Source organism: Blautia segnis (genome assembly GCF_014287535.1).
Taxonomy (GTDB): Bacteria; Bacillota; Clostridia; order Lachnospirales; family Lachnospiraceae; genus Blautia_A; species Blautia_A acetigignens.
This window is the reverse complement of sequence record NZ_JACOOT010000028.1, coordinates 1-14,363: the sequence shown is the minus strand read 5'-3', so window position 1 is coordinate 14,363 and position 14,363 is coordinate 1. Positions and strand designations below refer to the sequence as shown.

Sequence of the window (14,363 nt, the reverse complement as noted above, 5' to 3'; positions counted from 1 at the left end):
TCTTTGATTTCCTGATAGGTTGCTTTCAACTCGGCACTGGTGGCATCCAGCTCGTCCAGGTCTAAGTCGATCTCTATCGTGTCATCTGGTTTTTGTTGGGACAAAAGAACAACTGTCTCCACAGTTACAGCCACCATAGATCATTCCTGCCTCTGTACTCTTGGGAAGCTTAAACTGTCCCGTTTCATATTCATACAACGTCCACAAATGATCCTTTTTATTAAAATAGGTCTCGCATCCAGCCTTTTCATATGCCTTGTACTTTGCATCACAGACTTCCAGAAGTTTTCTGTATTCTTCCGGTGTCATGCTTGTGTCAACTTCACCACCTGTAGGCACATAGCGGGAAAATGCAAAAACCTTTACTTTCGCTTTTACAACTTCATCAATAATATCCGGTATCTCATCCATATTTGTTTTGGATACCGTACTCATAATTACACTTTTTATTCCTGCTCTGTTCAGACATCCGATTTTTTCAATCGTCAGATCAAAACTTCCCGGCTTTCTGAACCAGTCATGAGTTTCTCGCATTCCATCAAGGGACATCTGGTACTTCTCACAACCACAAACAATGTGTGGAGACGTGTTTTTGAATGCCTGCTCTTTCGGCGCTTTCACGAAAAAACTGAATGACACTATCTTTTGTAAGATAATCCCCTGTCCATGAACTTGGGAACAGAATCCCTCTTGGCCTGCCACATTGAAACCAGTATTCTGTCAATATTTCAAGCGTCCGGTCTGCAAGCAAAGTATAACGGTCAGATCGGCTTTTTCCATCGCGGATGTGTATGGTTTTGTTCGTGCGTGAAATATCATCATAATGAAGGTGTGTGACTTCTGAAACACGAAGTCCACCTGAATACATAGTAGCGATCATAGCTTTATGCTTCAGATTTGGTGTAGCATCAAGAATAGCTGATATTTCTGCTTTTGTAAGCACCGTTGGTAACTTTCTGTCCCTTTTCATACGAGGTATGTCATCATCATCCCAATTCATCTTCAATACTTTTTTGTAAAAGAAGCGGATTCCTGAATGGTAGTGATTGTATGTTTCTGGTGAAATCCCAGAAAGTTTCTTTTCAGTTAGGAATATATCAACATCGTCAGTTGTTAATGCATCTATATCTTTGGCTGTGTGATTCAAAAAATGAGCAACACTGGTACAGTATGCATGAATCGTGGAATCCTTGAGATTCCGTTTATTCGCAGCAAATCGAATCTGATTAAAAATTTCTTCGTACATAATAAAATCCTCCATGTAAAGTAAATCGTAAATGTATAAACACTGCTTACATGGAGGAGCATTAGCATAATAAAACTGCTTGCCAGAAAGGCAGCTCAATGGTATTCTTATCATAGGCAGTGGGGATGTCGATCCTGTTTGATTGTTGGTTGTGGTGACTTAACAATACTACTTGTAGGACTTGGTTTCCACTGCTTTTTATTAAGTTATAGAAAAACTGCGCCACAGCCTTGGCAGGCCATCGCGCAGCGATTTTGTTCAACTTGAAGTTAGCGATTTCTTTTTCCGGTATTCTCTGTCCCATGGATTTCCTCATGATAGAAATAATCTACGATCACCGGATGTCCCTGCGGGACTCTGCCATAAGGCATTTCATTATCCACAAAGGCACAATCATACTTCTTAGCCATTTTCTCAGCTTTTACTTCAAGTGCTTCAAAGTAGCTGCGGTTATGCTTGTTATAGATCTCGTCGTAAAGTGGTACAAGATCAGGATATTTTCCGGCGATATAATCCATAATTATCTTTTTGAAACCGCCTCGAAGATTGAGATTTTCGAGCCAGAACAGATCGCACTGATCCTTTACCCGCTCAAAGATTGCTTCAAAATCCGTGATACCGGGGAATACCGGGGATACGAAACAGACTGTACGGATACCTGCCTCATATACCTGCTTCATAGCAGCGATACGGTGCTCAATGCTCGAAGCAGAATCCATATCGTTCTTGAAATTTTCATCTAGTGTGTTGATCGACCATGAAACGGTTACACGTCCAAGCTTCTTCAACAGATCAATATCCCGTACCACAAGATCCGACTTTGTGCAGATCAGAATATCTGCGTCACTGCCGATCAGCTGCTCCAGAAGTTTTCTGGTATTCCCGAATTGCTCCTCCTGTGGATTGTAGCCATCTGTCACAGAACCGATGACCACCCGCTGTCCGGCATATTTCTTCGGATTTTTAATTTCTGGCCAATGCTTCACATCAAGGAAAGTGCCCCATTCCTCCTTGTGCCCGGTAAAGCGCTTCATAAAAGAAGCATAGCAATACTTGCAGGCATGTGTACAGCCCACATAGGGATTGACCGAGTAACCGCCTACCGGCAGACTAGACTTAGTCATGATGTTCTTTGTTTCCACCTCACGAATGAGGATTCCATTCATTACTTCTTCCATGATTTCTGTACCTCTAACACTTTATTAAATTCTTCCGGCATTTCCTGAATCATATTTTCATCCCCTATGATAGGGACAAGATCTTCCTTCATAAACACCGGAATGCCGAGCTTATGTGCCTGGTCCGCCAGAGACCATGCCCATTCCGGCTCCGTATGAATCTTCCTACTCTGAGCTCCGGTCATGGTGCCGACAACGATCCAGTTGATCCCGGAAAGATCAACTGAACCTGGATTGTCGAATAGCGGCTCAAAGGTAACATGATAGTGTTTTGCTCTGACATTTTCCCGTAGTGCGTCAATACGCCACAGTTCTGCTTTTCTCGTCACCGTAACACCAAACCATGCGTTTTCCAAATCTGTATCAAAATCCAGCAGATCTGGTCGCTTTGTAAGGAACAGGAACTGATGCTGTGGATTTTCACGGATTTTTTCAAATACCTCGTCTCTCCATTCTGACTTCCAGCCGGAAAGATCGCTCATGCCGGTAAGAAGAAAGTTCTGCGGACGTTTCTTTTCCATCATCTTGAGCTTACCCGGAAAGAATTCAGGGTCAGCAAAGTCATCAATCATATGCCAGCGTTTCACATTATTGCGGGCATAGCAATATGCACACCCCACTGTACATCCGATGACGATATTCATGTTTTGAATCTGATCTTTGATACAAATACTCATGATTTCTGCCACTCCTCAAGATTCTTTCTGATACGGTCGAGGCATTCCTCAAACTGGGTAATTTCTTCCTCCGAAAAACCTTTGTAGTAAATACTGCCCATTTTATCAGATACAGTATCGTATTTGTCCTTTAAGGCATGTGCTTTTTCAGTCAGAAACAGGAGTGTTTTCCTTTTGTCCGTTTCAGACTGAACACGTCTTATCAGCCCTTGATTTTCCATTCTTTCCAGCATCGTAGTAAGAGAAGTTATCGCTAATCCACATTTAATCGAGAGTGACCTGATTGAGATTCCATCTTCCTGCCACAGTACATAAAGAATACGCCCTTGGGCTCCGTTAAACGCATCAATATTCTTTTCGCTGAGAATCTTCTCAAAGATTCGATCTCCAAGTTGTTTTATTTTGGTAACAAGAAATCCGCCATTCATTTTCGCACAAAAACTCCTATATAGTATATTATCAAATAATACTATATAGGAGTTTTACTGTCAACAGTTTGTATGTCTAAGTAGAAGTAAATACCGATTTGCACCTCAACCGCATTAAAAATCAGGTGGTTATGAACATGTTCTTTGTCTATATGGGTGGTAAGCACAAACTCATACTTGCCGCCCAGGATTTCTTTTGCAAGCTCCATGCCGATCTCATGGGCCTGCTCCGGAGTGACCTCCCCAGGTTGAAAGGCTTGGATCAGGTGGCGGCCCAGGTTCGTTCCCTTGTCGATGGCGTGGCGGCGGGTCCAGGAAAATTCGATATCCGCGGTTTCGGCGGCGCAGCCATGGGCGGATACAAGCAGCTTTCCATCCGTCTTTTCTGGGTTGCAGATATAGTCAATGGCCGCTTTCAGCGTTGACTTGATAGGATGCGTCTTTGTAACTGCCATATCTCATCCAGCCTTTCCCGTATCTCCTCCATGTCGGCCTGATACGCAGGGCCTCCGGCATTGATCCGCTTGGCAATCTGGTTGATATTCCGGCCGATGGCGGAAAGTTCCGAGGTAAACGCTTTGATCTCCGTGGTGTCGGTGTAGATGATATATCCGTCAATCGCCATCTTCCGCAGGTAGGCGCCATAGCGCCGGGTGGGGAGCTGGGCCATCTTCTTGTCAATGAGGCGTTTTTCTTCCTCCGTGACATAAAACTTCATCTGAATATTCCGTTTCCGGTTCGCCATGCGCCGCCTCCGTTCCTCATAAGGGTTTGTGACTATCCCAACAAGCAATTTTGAATTTTCGGGTAAGGGACCTGAAAATCTCAAAATTCGCAAGCGGGTACTCGCTTGCTGTGCTTGCTATCGTTTCTTTTTTCGTACCTAAGTAATACCAAAACCTTCACTTTGGCTACCAAAATGCAAAGAAAAAACGCTACAAACTTTATCCGTTCATAGCGTCCATCAGTTCCTATTCAGTTGTGCTGGGAGCATGGTTACTCCCCCTTTTCTCTGGCGCCCAACACGGCCTGTACGGTGGCAATGATGATCCCGATCTCCCGATCGGTCAATTCATCTGCCAGGATGTCAAGCTGCCAGCGCGCCGTGGATTTCCCATCTGCCGTATCCCCAAAGAGAAGTTGATCCACGGAGATGTGATAGCGGGACATGAGCTCAAAAAAGATTTGGAGGCTCGGATGTTGCCCCTTGTTCTCAATATTGGCGAGATAGCGGGGAGAAAGATACATCTCGTCCCCCACTTTGTTGCGGGACTCTTTTTGCCCCGTCCGTGCTGCTTTTATTGCTGCCCCATAAGGGCTAAAGTCAATTTTTTGTACTGGTCTCTTTGCCATATTCATTCACCAAACTACATTTTACAGTTCACCTTTCTTTCTGGATATGTCTTTATAGTTCCCGTTATTAGCTAAAATAATTCATATTTTAGCTTTGATATTATACGGATTTTCGTATATAATTATACTGATAGAGTTTAGAGAAAGGGCGGATGAAGATGGAGTATATGTCCTGTCCCGAAGCAGCGAAAAAGTGGGGCATTTCTGAAAGGCGGGTACAGCGGCTTTGTGAGGATGACCGCATACCTGGCATTTCAAAAATCGGTTATATGTGGCTTATACCAAAGGTAGCAGATAAGCCAGTAGATAAACGGCAAAAACAAAACAAAGGCGGCGAGAAATTGTAACATGAGTAAGGTGCTATTAGTAGAAGATAATACAAGTGCAGTAAAGAAAATTGTGCGTTATATTGACAATATATCTGCCGATCTTGAGGTACATTCTGTTTCCGAGGCCGGAGAAGCCTTGCAATATGCAAAAGCGAACGATGTTTCCCTTTTTATCCTTGATATTCAGTTAGAGGACTATAAAGGAACCAGCTTAGCAAAGCAGCTCCGCGAATTGCCGGAATATAAATATACGCCGATTATTTTTGAAACGGCATTGGCAGGAGAAGAACTTTCAGCTTATCGAGATGTGAAGTGTTACAGTTTTCTTGTAAAGCCATTTAGCGAAGAAGAATTTGTAACGGCATTTCGTGACGCGTTGGGATTGTCTAAACAGATGAGCCAACAAGCAAAAACCATTCAGATTGAGCAAAAGCAATTTATCTTAGAATATGTTACACAGGATATTGCCTATATCGAAGCCTTTGGAAAAAAACTTGTGATCCATACCAGTAGCCGTCTGTCCAGCATCAAAGAAGATACGATTTCCGGGTACACTTTGTCTGGTTTATTGGCGTTGCTTGATGATCCAGCATTTGTTCAGTGCCATAAGAGTTATGTCGTGAACAAATCCCATATTGAGAAAATTGACAAATCCGAGCGGAAGATTTTTCTGAAAGGATTTACAGATACAATCCCCATCGGAAATAAATATCAGGCCGAATTATGGGGGAAAACATGAACTTTCTAATGAATCTGATACAGTTAGGATTGGATGTGGGAATACTGGCTCTCTGCTGTGAAGCCGTTTTCCGGCAAAAATCAGAAATAAAGGCAAAAGATTTTTTCATTTTTCCCATTCTTCTTGTTCTTTGTGTTGTACCGAGAGTGGATTTTTCTGTCGGAGCAAATATGACGGCATCTTTCCGCAGTGAAGGCTTTGAAATACTACCAGCAGACAATATTGTTGGATTGCTGTTTTTGATTTTTGCAGTATTGTTGTTGAGCAGTATTTTCTTCGGCTCCAAATCCAGCGGAACGGTTTTCTGCGGCACAATGGCGGCCTTCTCCATTTTCCTGTTCGTCAAATGCCTGTGCGCGGTTCTTTTTGCTGTCTGCGGAGCTACGGATATTTTACTCCTGTTGGGCAGCCGTATAGCGGCGTTGTGCCTTATAGTCGTACTGGAGTTCACGCCACTTTTCGGCTTGATCCATCAGCTCGTCCAAAGAAGCGATTTCACAGTTCTGATCGTATCTGCCAATATCGCTGTCCTTCTCATGGCAGTGCTTTCTATCCTCTCTTTTGATGTGGATAGAATTCTTTCCCATCTGTGGGTGATTATAATTCTGATCCTTGCGGTACTGCTGCTGGACAGTATATTGCTGTTCCTACATCAGCGTCGAATGCAGGAGCAAAAGCGAATCCACATGATTGAGCAGTATGTGCCTATTGTAGAAGAATTGATCTCACAGGTTAGGGCAAGACAGCATGAATTTAATAACCGGATGATGGCGATTGAAGCTGTCGTTACCTCTGCTGATACTATAGAAGAAGCCCGGAAAGAAGTGACGGCTCTCACGGGAAGCATTGGAATCAGTCTTAATGACCGGGAACTGCTCTCATGCGACAGCAAAATGATTGCCGGGATGCTGTTTGGGAAAATAAAACAGGCAGAAGCGGCAAATCGTCACATAGAATTATCTTTACATGGTCTTTTCAAGAAAACTGTTACCCCGGAAACAGAATGGATCGAGGCCATTGGAATTTTATTGGACAATGCAATCGAGGCTTCACCGAAAGGAAGTACGGTTTTTTTATCCAGTAAGAAACAGGGGGACTTTCTGGAGTTGACAGTTTCCAATCCGGCTCCGCTGCTGTCAAATACTGAATTTATGGCCTTGTTTGGAAAAGGTGTAACTACAAAGGCAAATCGGGACGGCCACGGCTTTGGCCTGTATAACATCCTACGCATGACGGAACGGTATCATGGAAAAATCCTGACCCGTAACGAATCCATTTTGAATGAAAATTATGTTGTCTTTGGCGTACTCATGCCATAAAAAAGGGTATGAACGAGGGTTTTAAGGGAACGAAATTTATCTTGTTCCCTTAAAACCCTCTCTTGTTTCCGGGCTATTGAAGCGCCTGAAAGAGTTCGATATACTGGAAAAAACAAAGAAAGGGATGAATGAATATGATAGGCCTTGTGAGAAATGAATGGAAAAAAGTTTTTCTGCCGGTGCTATTGACAACAGTTCTTCTGGCAATCGCCATGAGTGTGTTGTCCTGCACAATTTATCAAAACTATACACTACACTACGATTTAGAGGCATGGGAAGTTGGAACAGAGCTGTTTTCTCTGCTTTATCCGCTGTTTGTTGTGGTGCCGCTATGCTGGAATTTGTATTACGAGCGCAAAAACAACTTCCTGCTCTATGTCATGCCGCGAGTGAAAATTAAGAAGTACCTGACTGCCAAATGGATTGCGTATGCACTGGGAACCCTTTGTATTATTGTAATCCCTTATATACTATCGGCGGTGTTTGCCCTCTATGTAAAAACGCCCGTGGTTCCTTTCGTTGAAAACCCGTTTCGCCATGTATTTGAAAACGCGTTTATAAAGACCTCGCTGTTATATGCAGTTGCCCTGTCCCTTTGGAGAGGCATCGTCAGCCTTTTTGTAATGACCTTCGGTTTTGTCCTCGCTTTATACTGCAAGAACATTTTTGTGATCCTTACCGGGCCGTTTATGTATTCCATTTTAGAAAACTTCGTTCTGGCGATTCTCCGCTTGGAGAGACTGCGGCTGGTCGTAGCTTTTGATCCCACAACAGTCGATCCAAAGGTCGTATCGATCTCCTCTTTCCTCTTTGGCCCAATCGTTTTAAGCATTGTGATTGGCCTGACAGCGTTTCTCCTTTCTAAGAAAAATGCTATCGTAACCATTTAGGAGTCCGTTATGATTGCGCTTATCAGAAAAAATCTCCGTTTGTGGGGATATGGAAAGTCGCTTGCCCTATTTGCCGGATGTATACTTTTTTCCATCAGCGGGAGGTTAAACGGAGGTATTACATACGAGCGGCACATCTTGTCGGCGGTATCAGACCATTACTATCTGACCTATTTTGTGCTGCCGATTGTACTGTTAAGCTGCTTTTCCTTTATTGATGACGACGGAGAGCCAGTAATCTTACGGTTTCAAAGTTACCATTCTTATTTTCTGAAAAAATGGATTGGGGTCGGTTTAATTGCAGTCATTCTGACGGCTGTTCAAACTGGGGCAATTCTTCTGTCTGGTATAGGATTACCTTTAGGCAACGAATGGAACCTTGCTGCGGGTGCAACGGAAGCCGAGTTATTTTCCACTCTGGAACAGCTTTTTGCCAGTCCCTTGCAGGCGTTTGTCTGTTTTACCCTCTATCAGCTTATTGGAAGTTGGCTGATATTTGGAATCTGTATGTGGATTGGACATTTCACTGGGAGGAAGTGGACGATTCGAATTGTAATCGTTCTTTATGTCCTCTCGGCTGTGTGGATCAAGCTTCCGGCAATTCAAAATATTCCGCTGACGAGTTTTAATCATTTGCTGATTTTACACCACAATTTGGTCGTGCCCCATCGTTTTGAGATAACCGCCTGTACCTTGCTGCTCCTTGTTTTGATAATTGCTATATCTATTCGGTTTGCGTGGCGGGGGCAGTTGCCGCATATACCGTTGTCCCGCCGTGATATAGCTGGCTACTATTTTCACGCGCTCATGATCCCTCGCAATCTGCTGATTCTTTTAGGTGTTGTGTTGGGAGTTTCGATTTACAAGGCGATGGGTAATGGTGCCGCCATATCAGGCGTAGAATGGATATATTCGCTGTTTGCGGGACACGGAACAGGATATTTTCAGGTGTTCCCATTTCTGGAAATGCTTATTACCAGCGGTGTACCGCTATACCTGCTGGCAGCTTTTGTGGAACATACGGTCAACGGACAATCTATTTTTATTTCTGTGCGTGCAAAAAGCCTTAGACATTTAGTGAAGGGGATCTTATCAGTCAGTACAAAATTTCTCATAATATATGCATTCTTTTGGCTTATGGCTGGCCTTATAGGGGCATCCCTATTCAGCACTGGATTAACAATCGTTTCTTTCAGGCTTATGCTCTATGCGGTTTTAATGAAGTGCCTTGATATATTGGCGCAATATCTGATTATGCTCGGCATCTACATTGCCACAAGACAGGTTACAATCGGTTTCCTTGTGTTAGTGGCGGGAAATCTGCTCTGTATTATTCCGGGGAATTGGGTGGCTTATTCGCCCTTTGGCCTTTCCAGCCTGACAAGAATTTCTGTTGTGGAACCGGGAATTGGAATTTCCGCTGTGTCCGCCTTTGGTATAGAGGCCGCTATTTTAACGCTGATGATTGCAGGAATCCTTATGTGGGGCTACAAGAAAATATTGAATTAGGAGGACAGAATATGAGTTCATATATTGAAGTAAGAAATGTATCAAAAAGTTTTGGTGGCAAGGCAATTCTTCAAGACGTTTCACTGTCCATAGAACAGGGAACAGCTGTTGGTTTGGTTGGCGCTAACGGCAGCGGAAAGTCGGTGCTGTTCAAGATTTTATGCGGTTTCGAGAAGCCTGATCAGGGCAGTGTTTATGTGCGCGGAAAACAGCTTGGTAAAAATGGCCGCGACTTCCCCGAAAGTTTGGGAGTATTTATCAATTCCCCCAGTTTTATTGGCATTTACAGTGGTTTTCAAAATCTGAAATTTCTTGCGGACATTCAAGGGAAAATTGGAGAAAAAGAAATCCGACAGGCCATGGGCAAAGTGGGGCTTGACCCTGATAATAAAACGAAAGTAGACAATTATTCTCTTGGTATGAAGCAGAAACTGGGGATTGCACAGGCAATTATGGAGGGGCAGGATATTCTGATTTTGGATGAGCCTTTTAACGCATTGGACTACAAAACCTATGAGGATGTAAAGGCCATCATCCGTATGCTGAAAGCGGAAGGCAAGACCATTTTTCTGACTTCACACCATTTCAAAGACATTGAACAGCTATGCGATCAGGTGTACTCGATTGAAGATTGCAGACTAATTCCGATTACGGAGGAAATTGCTGCCCGCTATAGAGAGATGGAATAACCCGTTAAAAGCAATAAGAAAGGTAGCTGCCGGACGGCGGCAAAGAAAAAAAGTCGTCGTCCAGCAGTCCTATCAACACGCCTATAAGAAACGGCGGCTTTGAATTTCAGAGCCGCCGTTTCTTTGCGCTTGCACAAACCAATGACGACCTACAGGGACACGGTAGCCAATAGGAGGTAATATTGCCGTGTTCATTTTGCCTTCAACAATCTGCCTAATATTTTACGGTCAAAAAAAGCTCATATCCTCCATGGGGGTATTCTAGGCATGAGTATGAACATAAAAATCATGTAAATAGATTTTATAATTCCTCTGCGCCTGTCTGCGTTTTGCAGACAGGCGTTTTTTGCTGTTTATGTAAGCCTTCGCCATGTAGTGAAGCCTTTCATAAAAACTTTCTTCCCTCTGCGGTTGCCAAAATCGCAAGCCTTGCATTACTGAGGCGAAAGGGAGGAAGTCACCACCCCGCACCTGTGGGCGCGAAGGGAGGTGAGAAAATGAAAGACTCCTATGAGCAGCGTATTCAGAATCAGTTTGGCGCCTTCTGTGTCAAGGTTTTGAAGAATGAGGCCGGGTATATCCAGCGTGAATATACCCGGCTCCGGGATCAGGAAAAATCCCTGGGCGAGCTGACAGCTTTCGAGCTGGAGCAGACCGCCGTATGGGACAAGCACTTCTTGGACGAGCATGTCTTGGACATGCAGGGCCTCCCGGTCGTTGTGACCGGCAATCTTCTGGCCGACGCTCTGGCGCAGCTGCCGGAGGGCAAGCGGGATGTGATCCTGCTGTCCTACTTTCTGGGGATGACGGACCGTGAGATCAGCGACAAGCTGAATATCGTCCATCAGACCGTATCAAAGCGGCGCCTTACTACGCTGAAAGAATTGCGCGAATATCTGATGAAGGAGGGATTTGAATGGCCGGACAAGTGAAATCTATCCCGGTGCCTGTGATCCTGGCAGCCGTGAACGGCGACGAGGACGCCCTTGCCGCCGTGGTCGCTCACTATCAGAAGTACATCCGGGCTCTTGCCACCAGGCCGCTGAAGGACGAATACGGGAATACATACCTGTATGCCGATGAAGATATGCGGCTTAGGCTGGAAACGAAGCTGATCCACAGCATCGTGACGGGCTTTGAGGTGCTGCCGGTCTAAAACCTGCGAGGCAAGTTTTTCTCCCTTTCCTTGCTCCAACGGTTCGGCATTGAAATTCCATGCTCTTTGACAAAGAAAGTCAGATGGGAGGCTATCTGTGCAGCATAAGGCAAACGGATGCATTCCTGTTTGTGCCGAGCCATACGGCCGGTGCGCCATGACCTCGTTTCAAGTCCGCAGGACGGGACCACTGTAACGGGCGAGCGAACAACACCAGACCGCAAAGCAAGCGTGGCAGCTTGCGGGCGATGACACACGGGCAGGGTTAAAGATACTCGCGCATTGAACGCCCACAAAGCATCGTGCGCCGCACCCATCAGCATGGGCCGGGGTTAGACTCCCATGGAGCTGTGCCAACAGCCGTCCGTAAGCCTACTTTTCTTTTTTGAAAGTTTATGGATAGATCGTAAACTTTTCAATTAGCAGCAGACAAACACGGAACAGCACGGTAAAATAATAGTGGAAGTTATATTACCCACACATATTCGTGTTGTTCCTTTTCATAACTGAAAGGGGGTTCTCATGTCTCAAACATGGAACGGCACGAAGAAAGAAACCCCTGAAAGAAGGACGTATACGGTTGACGATATTGCTCAAATTCTGGGCATCGGAAGAACTTCCGCATATATCCTTGTAAAAGAAGGGCACTTCAAAATCGTGCGAATTGGTAACGCCATACGCATTTCCAAGCGGTCATTTGACGAGTGGCTTGACTCCCTCGACCTGTGATCCAAGAAAGGAAGAACGATATGGCATCTATTATCAAGCGAAAGAAAAACTATTCCGTTGTTTACAACTATGTGGATGAAAACGGAGAAACCAAACAGAAGTGGGAAACCTGGCATACCCACAAAGAGGCCTTGAAGCGCAAGGCGGAAATCGAAAATCAGCAGCACACGGGAACTTTTCTCCCGCCAAGCAATCAGACAATCACCGAGTTCCTTTATGACTTCGTATCTCTTTACGGAGAAAAGAAATGGGGTGTGTCTATGTATGACAGCCAAACAGCGCTGATTGCGAACTATATCAATCCGATCATCGGTGATATGGAGGTACAGGCGGTTACTCCCCGTGCGGTTGACGGTTATATCCAGACCTTGCAGAAAACCAAGTCAGTGTCCACCAAAACCCGAAAGGCCGTTACCACCTATGTCAGCGACAAGACCATTGAAAAGATCATCAAGCTCCTGCGGTGTGCGTTTAAGCAGGCGGTACGCTGGGAAATCATTGCAAGAAATCCCTTTGACAATGTGATCCTCCCGAAAACGGAGTATGCGAAACGGGATATCTGGACAGCGGATATGATCCGTCTTGCCCTGGACAAATGCACGGACAGCAAGCTCTATGTAGCAATGAACCTTTCCTTTGCCTGCTCTCTGCGTATGGGTGAAATCCTGGGGCTGACCTGGGAGAACGTCCATATTTCCGATGAAGATATTGCGGCGGATAACGCCTATGTCTACATCGACAAGGAGCTGACACGGGCTTCCAAACGGGCGATTGAAACACTGGGTGAGAAGGATATCTATTACATCTTCACTCCGCTCATGCCGAACACCAGCACAAGAATTGTTCTGAAAAAGCCGAAAACCAATTCCAGTATCCGTAAGGTGTGGCTGCCGAAAACGCTGGCTTACATCCTGCGGGAATGGAAGAAGTCCCAGGACGAGCTGAAAGGCTTCCTGGGCGACGAGTATCAGGATTTCGATCTGGTGGTGGCACTTCCCAATGGACGGCCCTGCGAGGATCGGATCATCCTCAAAGAGTTTGCAAAGCTCCGTGAGGACGCAGGGCTGCCGAAGGTGGTCTTTCATTCTCTCCGTCATTCCAGTACCACCTACAAACTGAAACTCAACCACGGCGATCTGAAAGCCACCCAGGGCGATACAGGCCATGACGAGATTGACATGATAACCAGTATCTATGCTCACATTCTGGACGAGGATAGAAAGGTCAATGCTCAGAAATTCGAGACTGCCTTCTATACCAAGCCTGATCTTCGCAACGTCCGTCCGCCGGAGGAATCGACAAAATCGGAGCCTGCGACCCTGGACCTTGAAAGCCTTGTGGAGCAGCTTCAAAAGTCGCCGGAGCTGGCAAGTGCGCTCGCAGCCCTGATAGCGGCGCAAGCCCCGGCAAAGTGATCCGAAAAATCGAATTAGCAAAACATAGAATTTTCTTAGCAAATTTCTGAAAAGCGTTCGAGTCCAATTAGCAAATATACATCATGCGGCGCATAAAAATCTCCCGGTAACGGAAGTGAAATTACCGGGAGAAGGAGGAACAAAAAACGCTGCAAACCCCGAAAAAAGGCTTGCAGCGGTGCTTTCTGACGTCCCAGAGAGGATTTGAACCTCCGACCCCACGCTTAGGAGAGCTCCAACCTATTGTCACTCTCTGTCAATCTGAGGTAAGGTAAACCCATATGGGACACTATTAAAAACTGTTTCCGATTCAATTTGAGTTATTCTGAATACCCCCTCTGTCAAGCTCTGTAAAGCTCTGAAAGTTAGCTGATTGTTTGCTCTAGCTAATAATTGGGGAATGCCTTGATATTACCATCGACATCTGTTATATGACCACCATGCTTCGTACGTTCGATCATGGTAAACAGTATTCAATTAAACTTCCTATCGAAAGCACAAGATATTTTCTTGTCTATAAATAATATAACGCATACGAGACGGTTTGTCCATGCGTTTTTGACTGGCAAATTTTATATTTTATTACGATATTTTTTTCAAAATCTTTTTCGCATTTGTCTTTGAAAAATCACTTAACCGATAAGATCGGACTCTTGTCTTTACAATGATTGGAATTAACAAACCATTATTTACCAGCTTTGCACAT

18 protein-coding genes and 1 pseudogene are annotated in these 14,363 nt (G+C 44.8%); 10 read left to right on the top strand and 9 right to left on the bottom strand.

The window, feature by feature from the left end:
- Positions 1 to 81 precede the first annotated feature (81 nt).
- From H8S54_RS12115 to H8S54_RS12075, 9 genes and pseudogenes are all read right to left on the bottom strand, one after another.
- A complete protein-coding gene (locus H8S54_RS12115; RefSeq protein ID WP_243176808.1) occupies positions 82 to 549 on the bottom strand; it encodes a hypothetical protein in 468 nt (155 codons plus the stop codon).
- A 10-nt stretch (positions 550 to 559) separates the two neighbouring features.
- The gene (locus H8S54_RS12110) at positions 560 to 1,246 is read right to left on the bottom strand and encodes a tyrosine-type recombinase/integrase (protein WP_186901572.1); all 687 of its coding nucleotides are present in this window, start codon (positions 1,244 to 1,246) and stop codon (positions 560 to 562) included.
- A gap of 61 nt (positions 1,247 to 1,307) precedes the next feature.
- Positions 1,308 to 1,550, bottom strand: coding sequence for a hypothetical protein (locus H8S54_RS12105; RefSeq protein WP_186901571.1), 243 nt, complete (start codon positions 1,548 to 1,550; stop codon positions 1,308 to 1,310).
- The gene (locus H8S54_RS12100) at positions 1,516 to 2,424 is read right to left on the bottom strand and encodes a radical SAM mobile pair protein B (RefSeq protein ID WP_186901570.1); all 909 of its coding nucleotides are present in this window, start codon (positions 2,422 to 2,424) and stop codon (positions 1,516 to 1,518) included. Before H8S54_RS12100 ends, H8S54_RS12105 begins: the two co-directional genes overlap by 35 nt.
- Positions 2,412 to 3,101 carry a radical SAM mobile pair protein A gene (locus H8S54_RS12095; protein WP_186901569.1) on the bottom strand — a complete coding sequence of 230 codons (690 nt, stop codon included), beginning with the start codon at positions 3,099 to 3,101 and terminating at the stop codon, positions 2,412 to 2,414. Before H8S54_RS12095 ends, H8S54_RS12100 begins: the two co-directional genes overlap by 13 nt.
- Positions 3,098 to 3,529, bottom strand: coding sequence for a radical SAM mobile pair system MarR family transcriptional regulator (locus H8S54_RS12090; RefSeq protein ID WP_117854898.1), 432 nt, complete (start codon positions 3,527 to 3,529; stop codon positions 3,098 to 3,100). Before H8S54_RS12090 ends, H8S54_RS12095 begins: the two co-directional genes overlap by 4 nt.
- A gap of 101 nt (positions 3,530 to 3,630) precedes the next feature.
- Positions 3,631 to 3,984 (bottom strand): annotated as a pseudogene (locus H8S54_RS12085) (relaxase/mobilization nuclease domain-containing protein); the annotation flags it as partial.
- Positions 3,945 to 4,274 (bottom strand): MobC family plasmid mobilization relaxosome protein, encoded by a 330-nt coding sequence (locus tag H8S54_RS12080; RefSeq protein ID WP_117854901.1) that lies wholly within the window; start codon positions 4,272 to 4,274, stop codon positions 3,945 to 3,947. The gene H8S54_RS12080 and the pseudogene H8S54_RS12085, both read right to left, overlap by 40 nt.
- Before the next feature lie 251 nt (positions 4,275 to 4,525).
- Complete coding sequence (locus H8S54_RS12075) at positions 4,526 to 4,882, bottom strand: helix-turn-helix transcriptional regulator (RefSeq protein ID WP_117854903.1); 357 nt, start codon at positions 4,880 to 4,882, stop codon at positions 4,526 to 4,528.
- 158 nt (positions 4,883 to 5,040) lie between these two features.
- Here H8S54_RS12075 and H8S54_RS12070 point away from each other — a divergent pair, with 158 nt between their 5' ends.
- From H8S54_RS12070 to H8S54_RS12025, 10 genes are all read left to right on the top strand, one after another.
- Positions 5,041 to 5,229, top strand: a complete 189-nt coding sequence (locus tag H8S54_RS12070) for a helix-turn-helix domain-containing protein (protein WP_117855004.1) — start codon at positions 5,041 to 5,043, stop codon at positions 5,227 to 5,229.
- A 1-nt stretch (position 5,230) separates the two neighbouring features.
- A complete protein-coding gene (locus tag H8S54_RS12065; protein ID WP_186901568.1) occupies positions 5,231 to 5,950 on the top strand; it encodes a LytR/AlgR family response regulator transcription factor in 720 nt (239 codons plus the stop codon).
- Positions 5,947 to 7,269 (top strand): sensor histidine kinase, encoded by a 1,323-nt coding sequence (locus H8S54_RS12060; RefSeq protein WP_243176806.1) that lies wholly within the window; start codon positions 5,947 to 5,949, stop codon positions 7,267 to 7,269. The genes H8S54_RS12065 and H8S54_RS12060 overlap by 4 nt, the downstream gene beginning before the upstream one ends.
- A gap of 134 nt (positions 7,270 to 7,403) precedes the next feature.
- Positions 7,404 to 8,159 (top strand): hypothetical protein, encoded by a 756-nt coding sequence (locus H8S54_RS12055; RefSeq protein ID WP_186901566.1) that lies wholly within the window; start codon positions 7,404 to 7,406, stop codon positions 8,157 to 8,159.
- Between the two features lie 9 nt (positions 8,160 to 8,168).
- Positions 8,169 to 9,668 (top strand): hypothetical protein, encoded by a 1,500-nt coding sequence (locus H8S54_RS12050; RefSeq protein WP_186901565.1) that lies wholly within the window; start codon positions 8,169 to 8,171, stop codon positions 9,666 to 9,668.
- A gap of 11 nt (positions 9,669 to 9,679) precedes the next feature.
- Positions 9,680 to 10,357, top strand: coding sequence for an ABC transporter ATP-binding protein (locus tag H8S54_RS12045; RefSeq protein ID WP_186901573.1), 678 nt, complete (start codon positions 9,680 to 9,682; stop codon positions 10,355 to 10,357).
- 497 nt (positions 10,358 to 10,854) lie between these two features.
- The gene (locus H8S54_RS12040; RefSeq protein WP_117854915.1) at positions 10,855 to 11,289 is read left to right on the top strand and encodes a sigma-70 family RNA polymerase sigma factor; all 435 of its coding nucleotides are present in this window, start codon (positions 10,855 to 10,857) and stop codon (positions 11,287 to 11,289) included.
- Positions 11,274 to 11,513 carry a helix-turn-helix domain-containing protein gene (locus H8S54_RS12035; RefSeq protein WP_117854918.1) on the top strand — a complete coding sequence of 80 codons (240 nt, stop codon included), beginning with the start codon at positions 11,274 to 11,276 and terminating at the stop codon, positions 11,511 to 11,513. Before H8S54_RS12040 ends, H8S54_RS12035 begins: the two co-directional genes overlap by 16 nt.
- A 522-nt stretch (positions 11,514 to 12,035) precedes the next feature.
- Positions 12,036 to 12,242, top strand: a complete 207-nt coding sequence (locus H8S54_RS12030; protein ID WP_005541444.1) for a helix-turn-helix domain-containing protein — start codon at positions 12,036 to 12,038, stop codon at positions 12,240 to 12,242.
- Positions 12,243 to 12,262: 20 nt separating this feature from the next.
- Complete coding sequence (locus H8S54_RS12025) at positions 12,263 to 13,657, top strand: site-specific integrase (RefSeq protein ID WP_178105389.1); 1,395 nt, start codon at positions 12,263 to 12,265, stop codon at positions 13,655 to 13,657.
- The last annotated feature ends 706 nt before the right edge of the window (positions 13,658 to 14,363 follow it).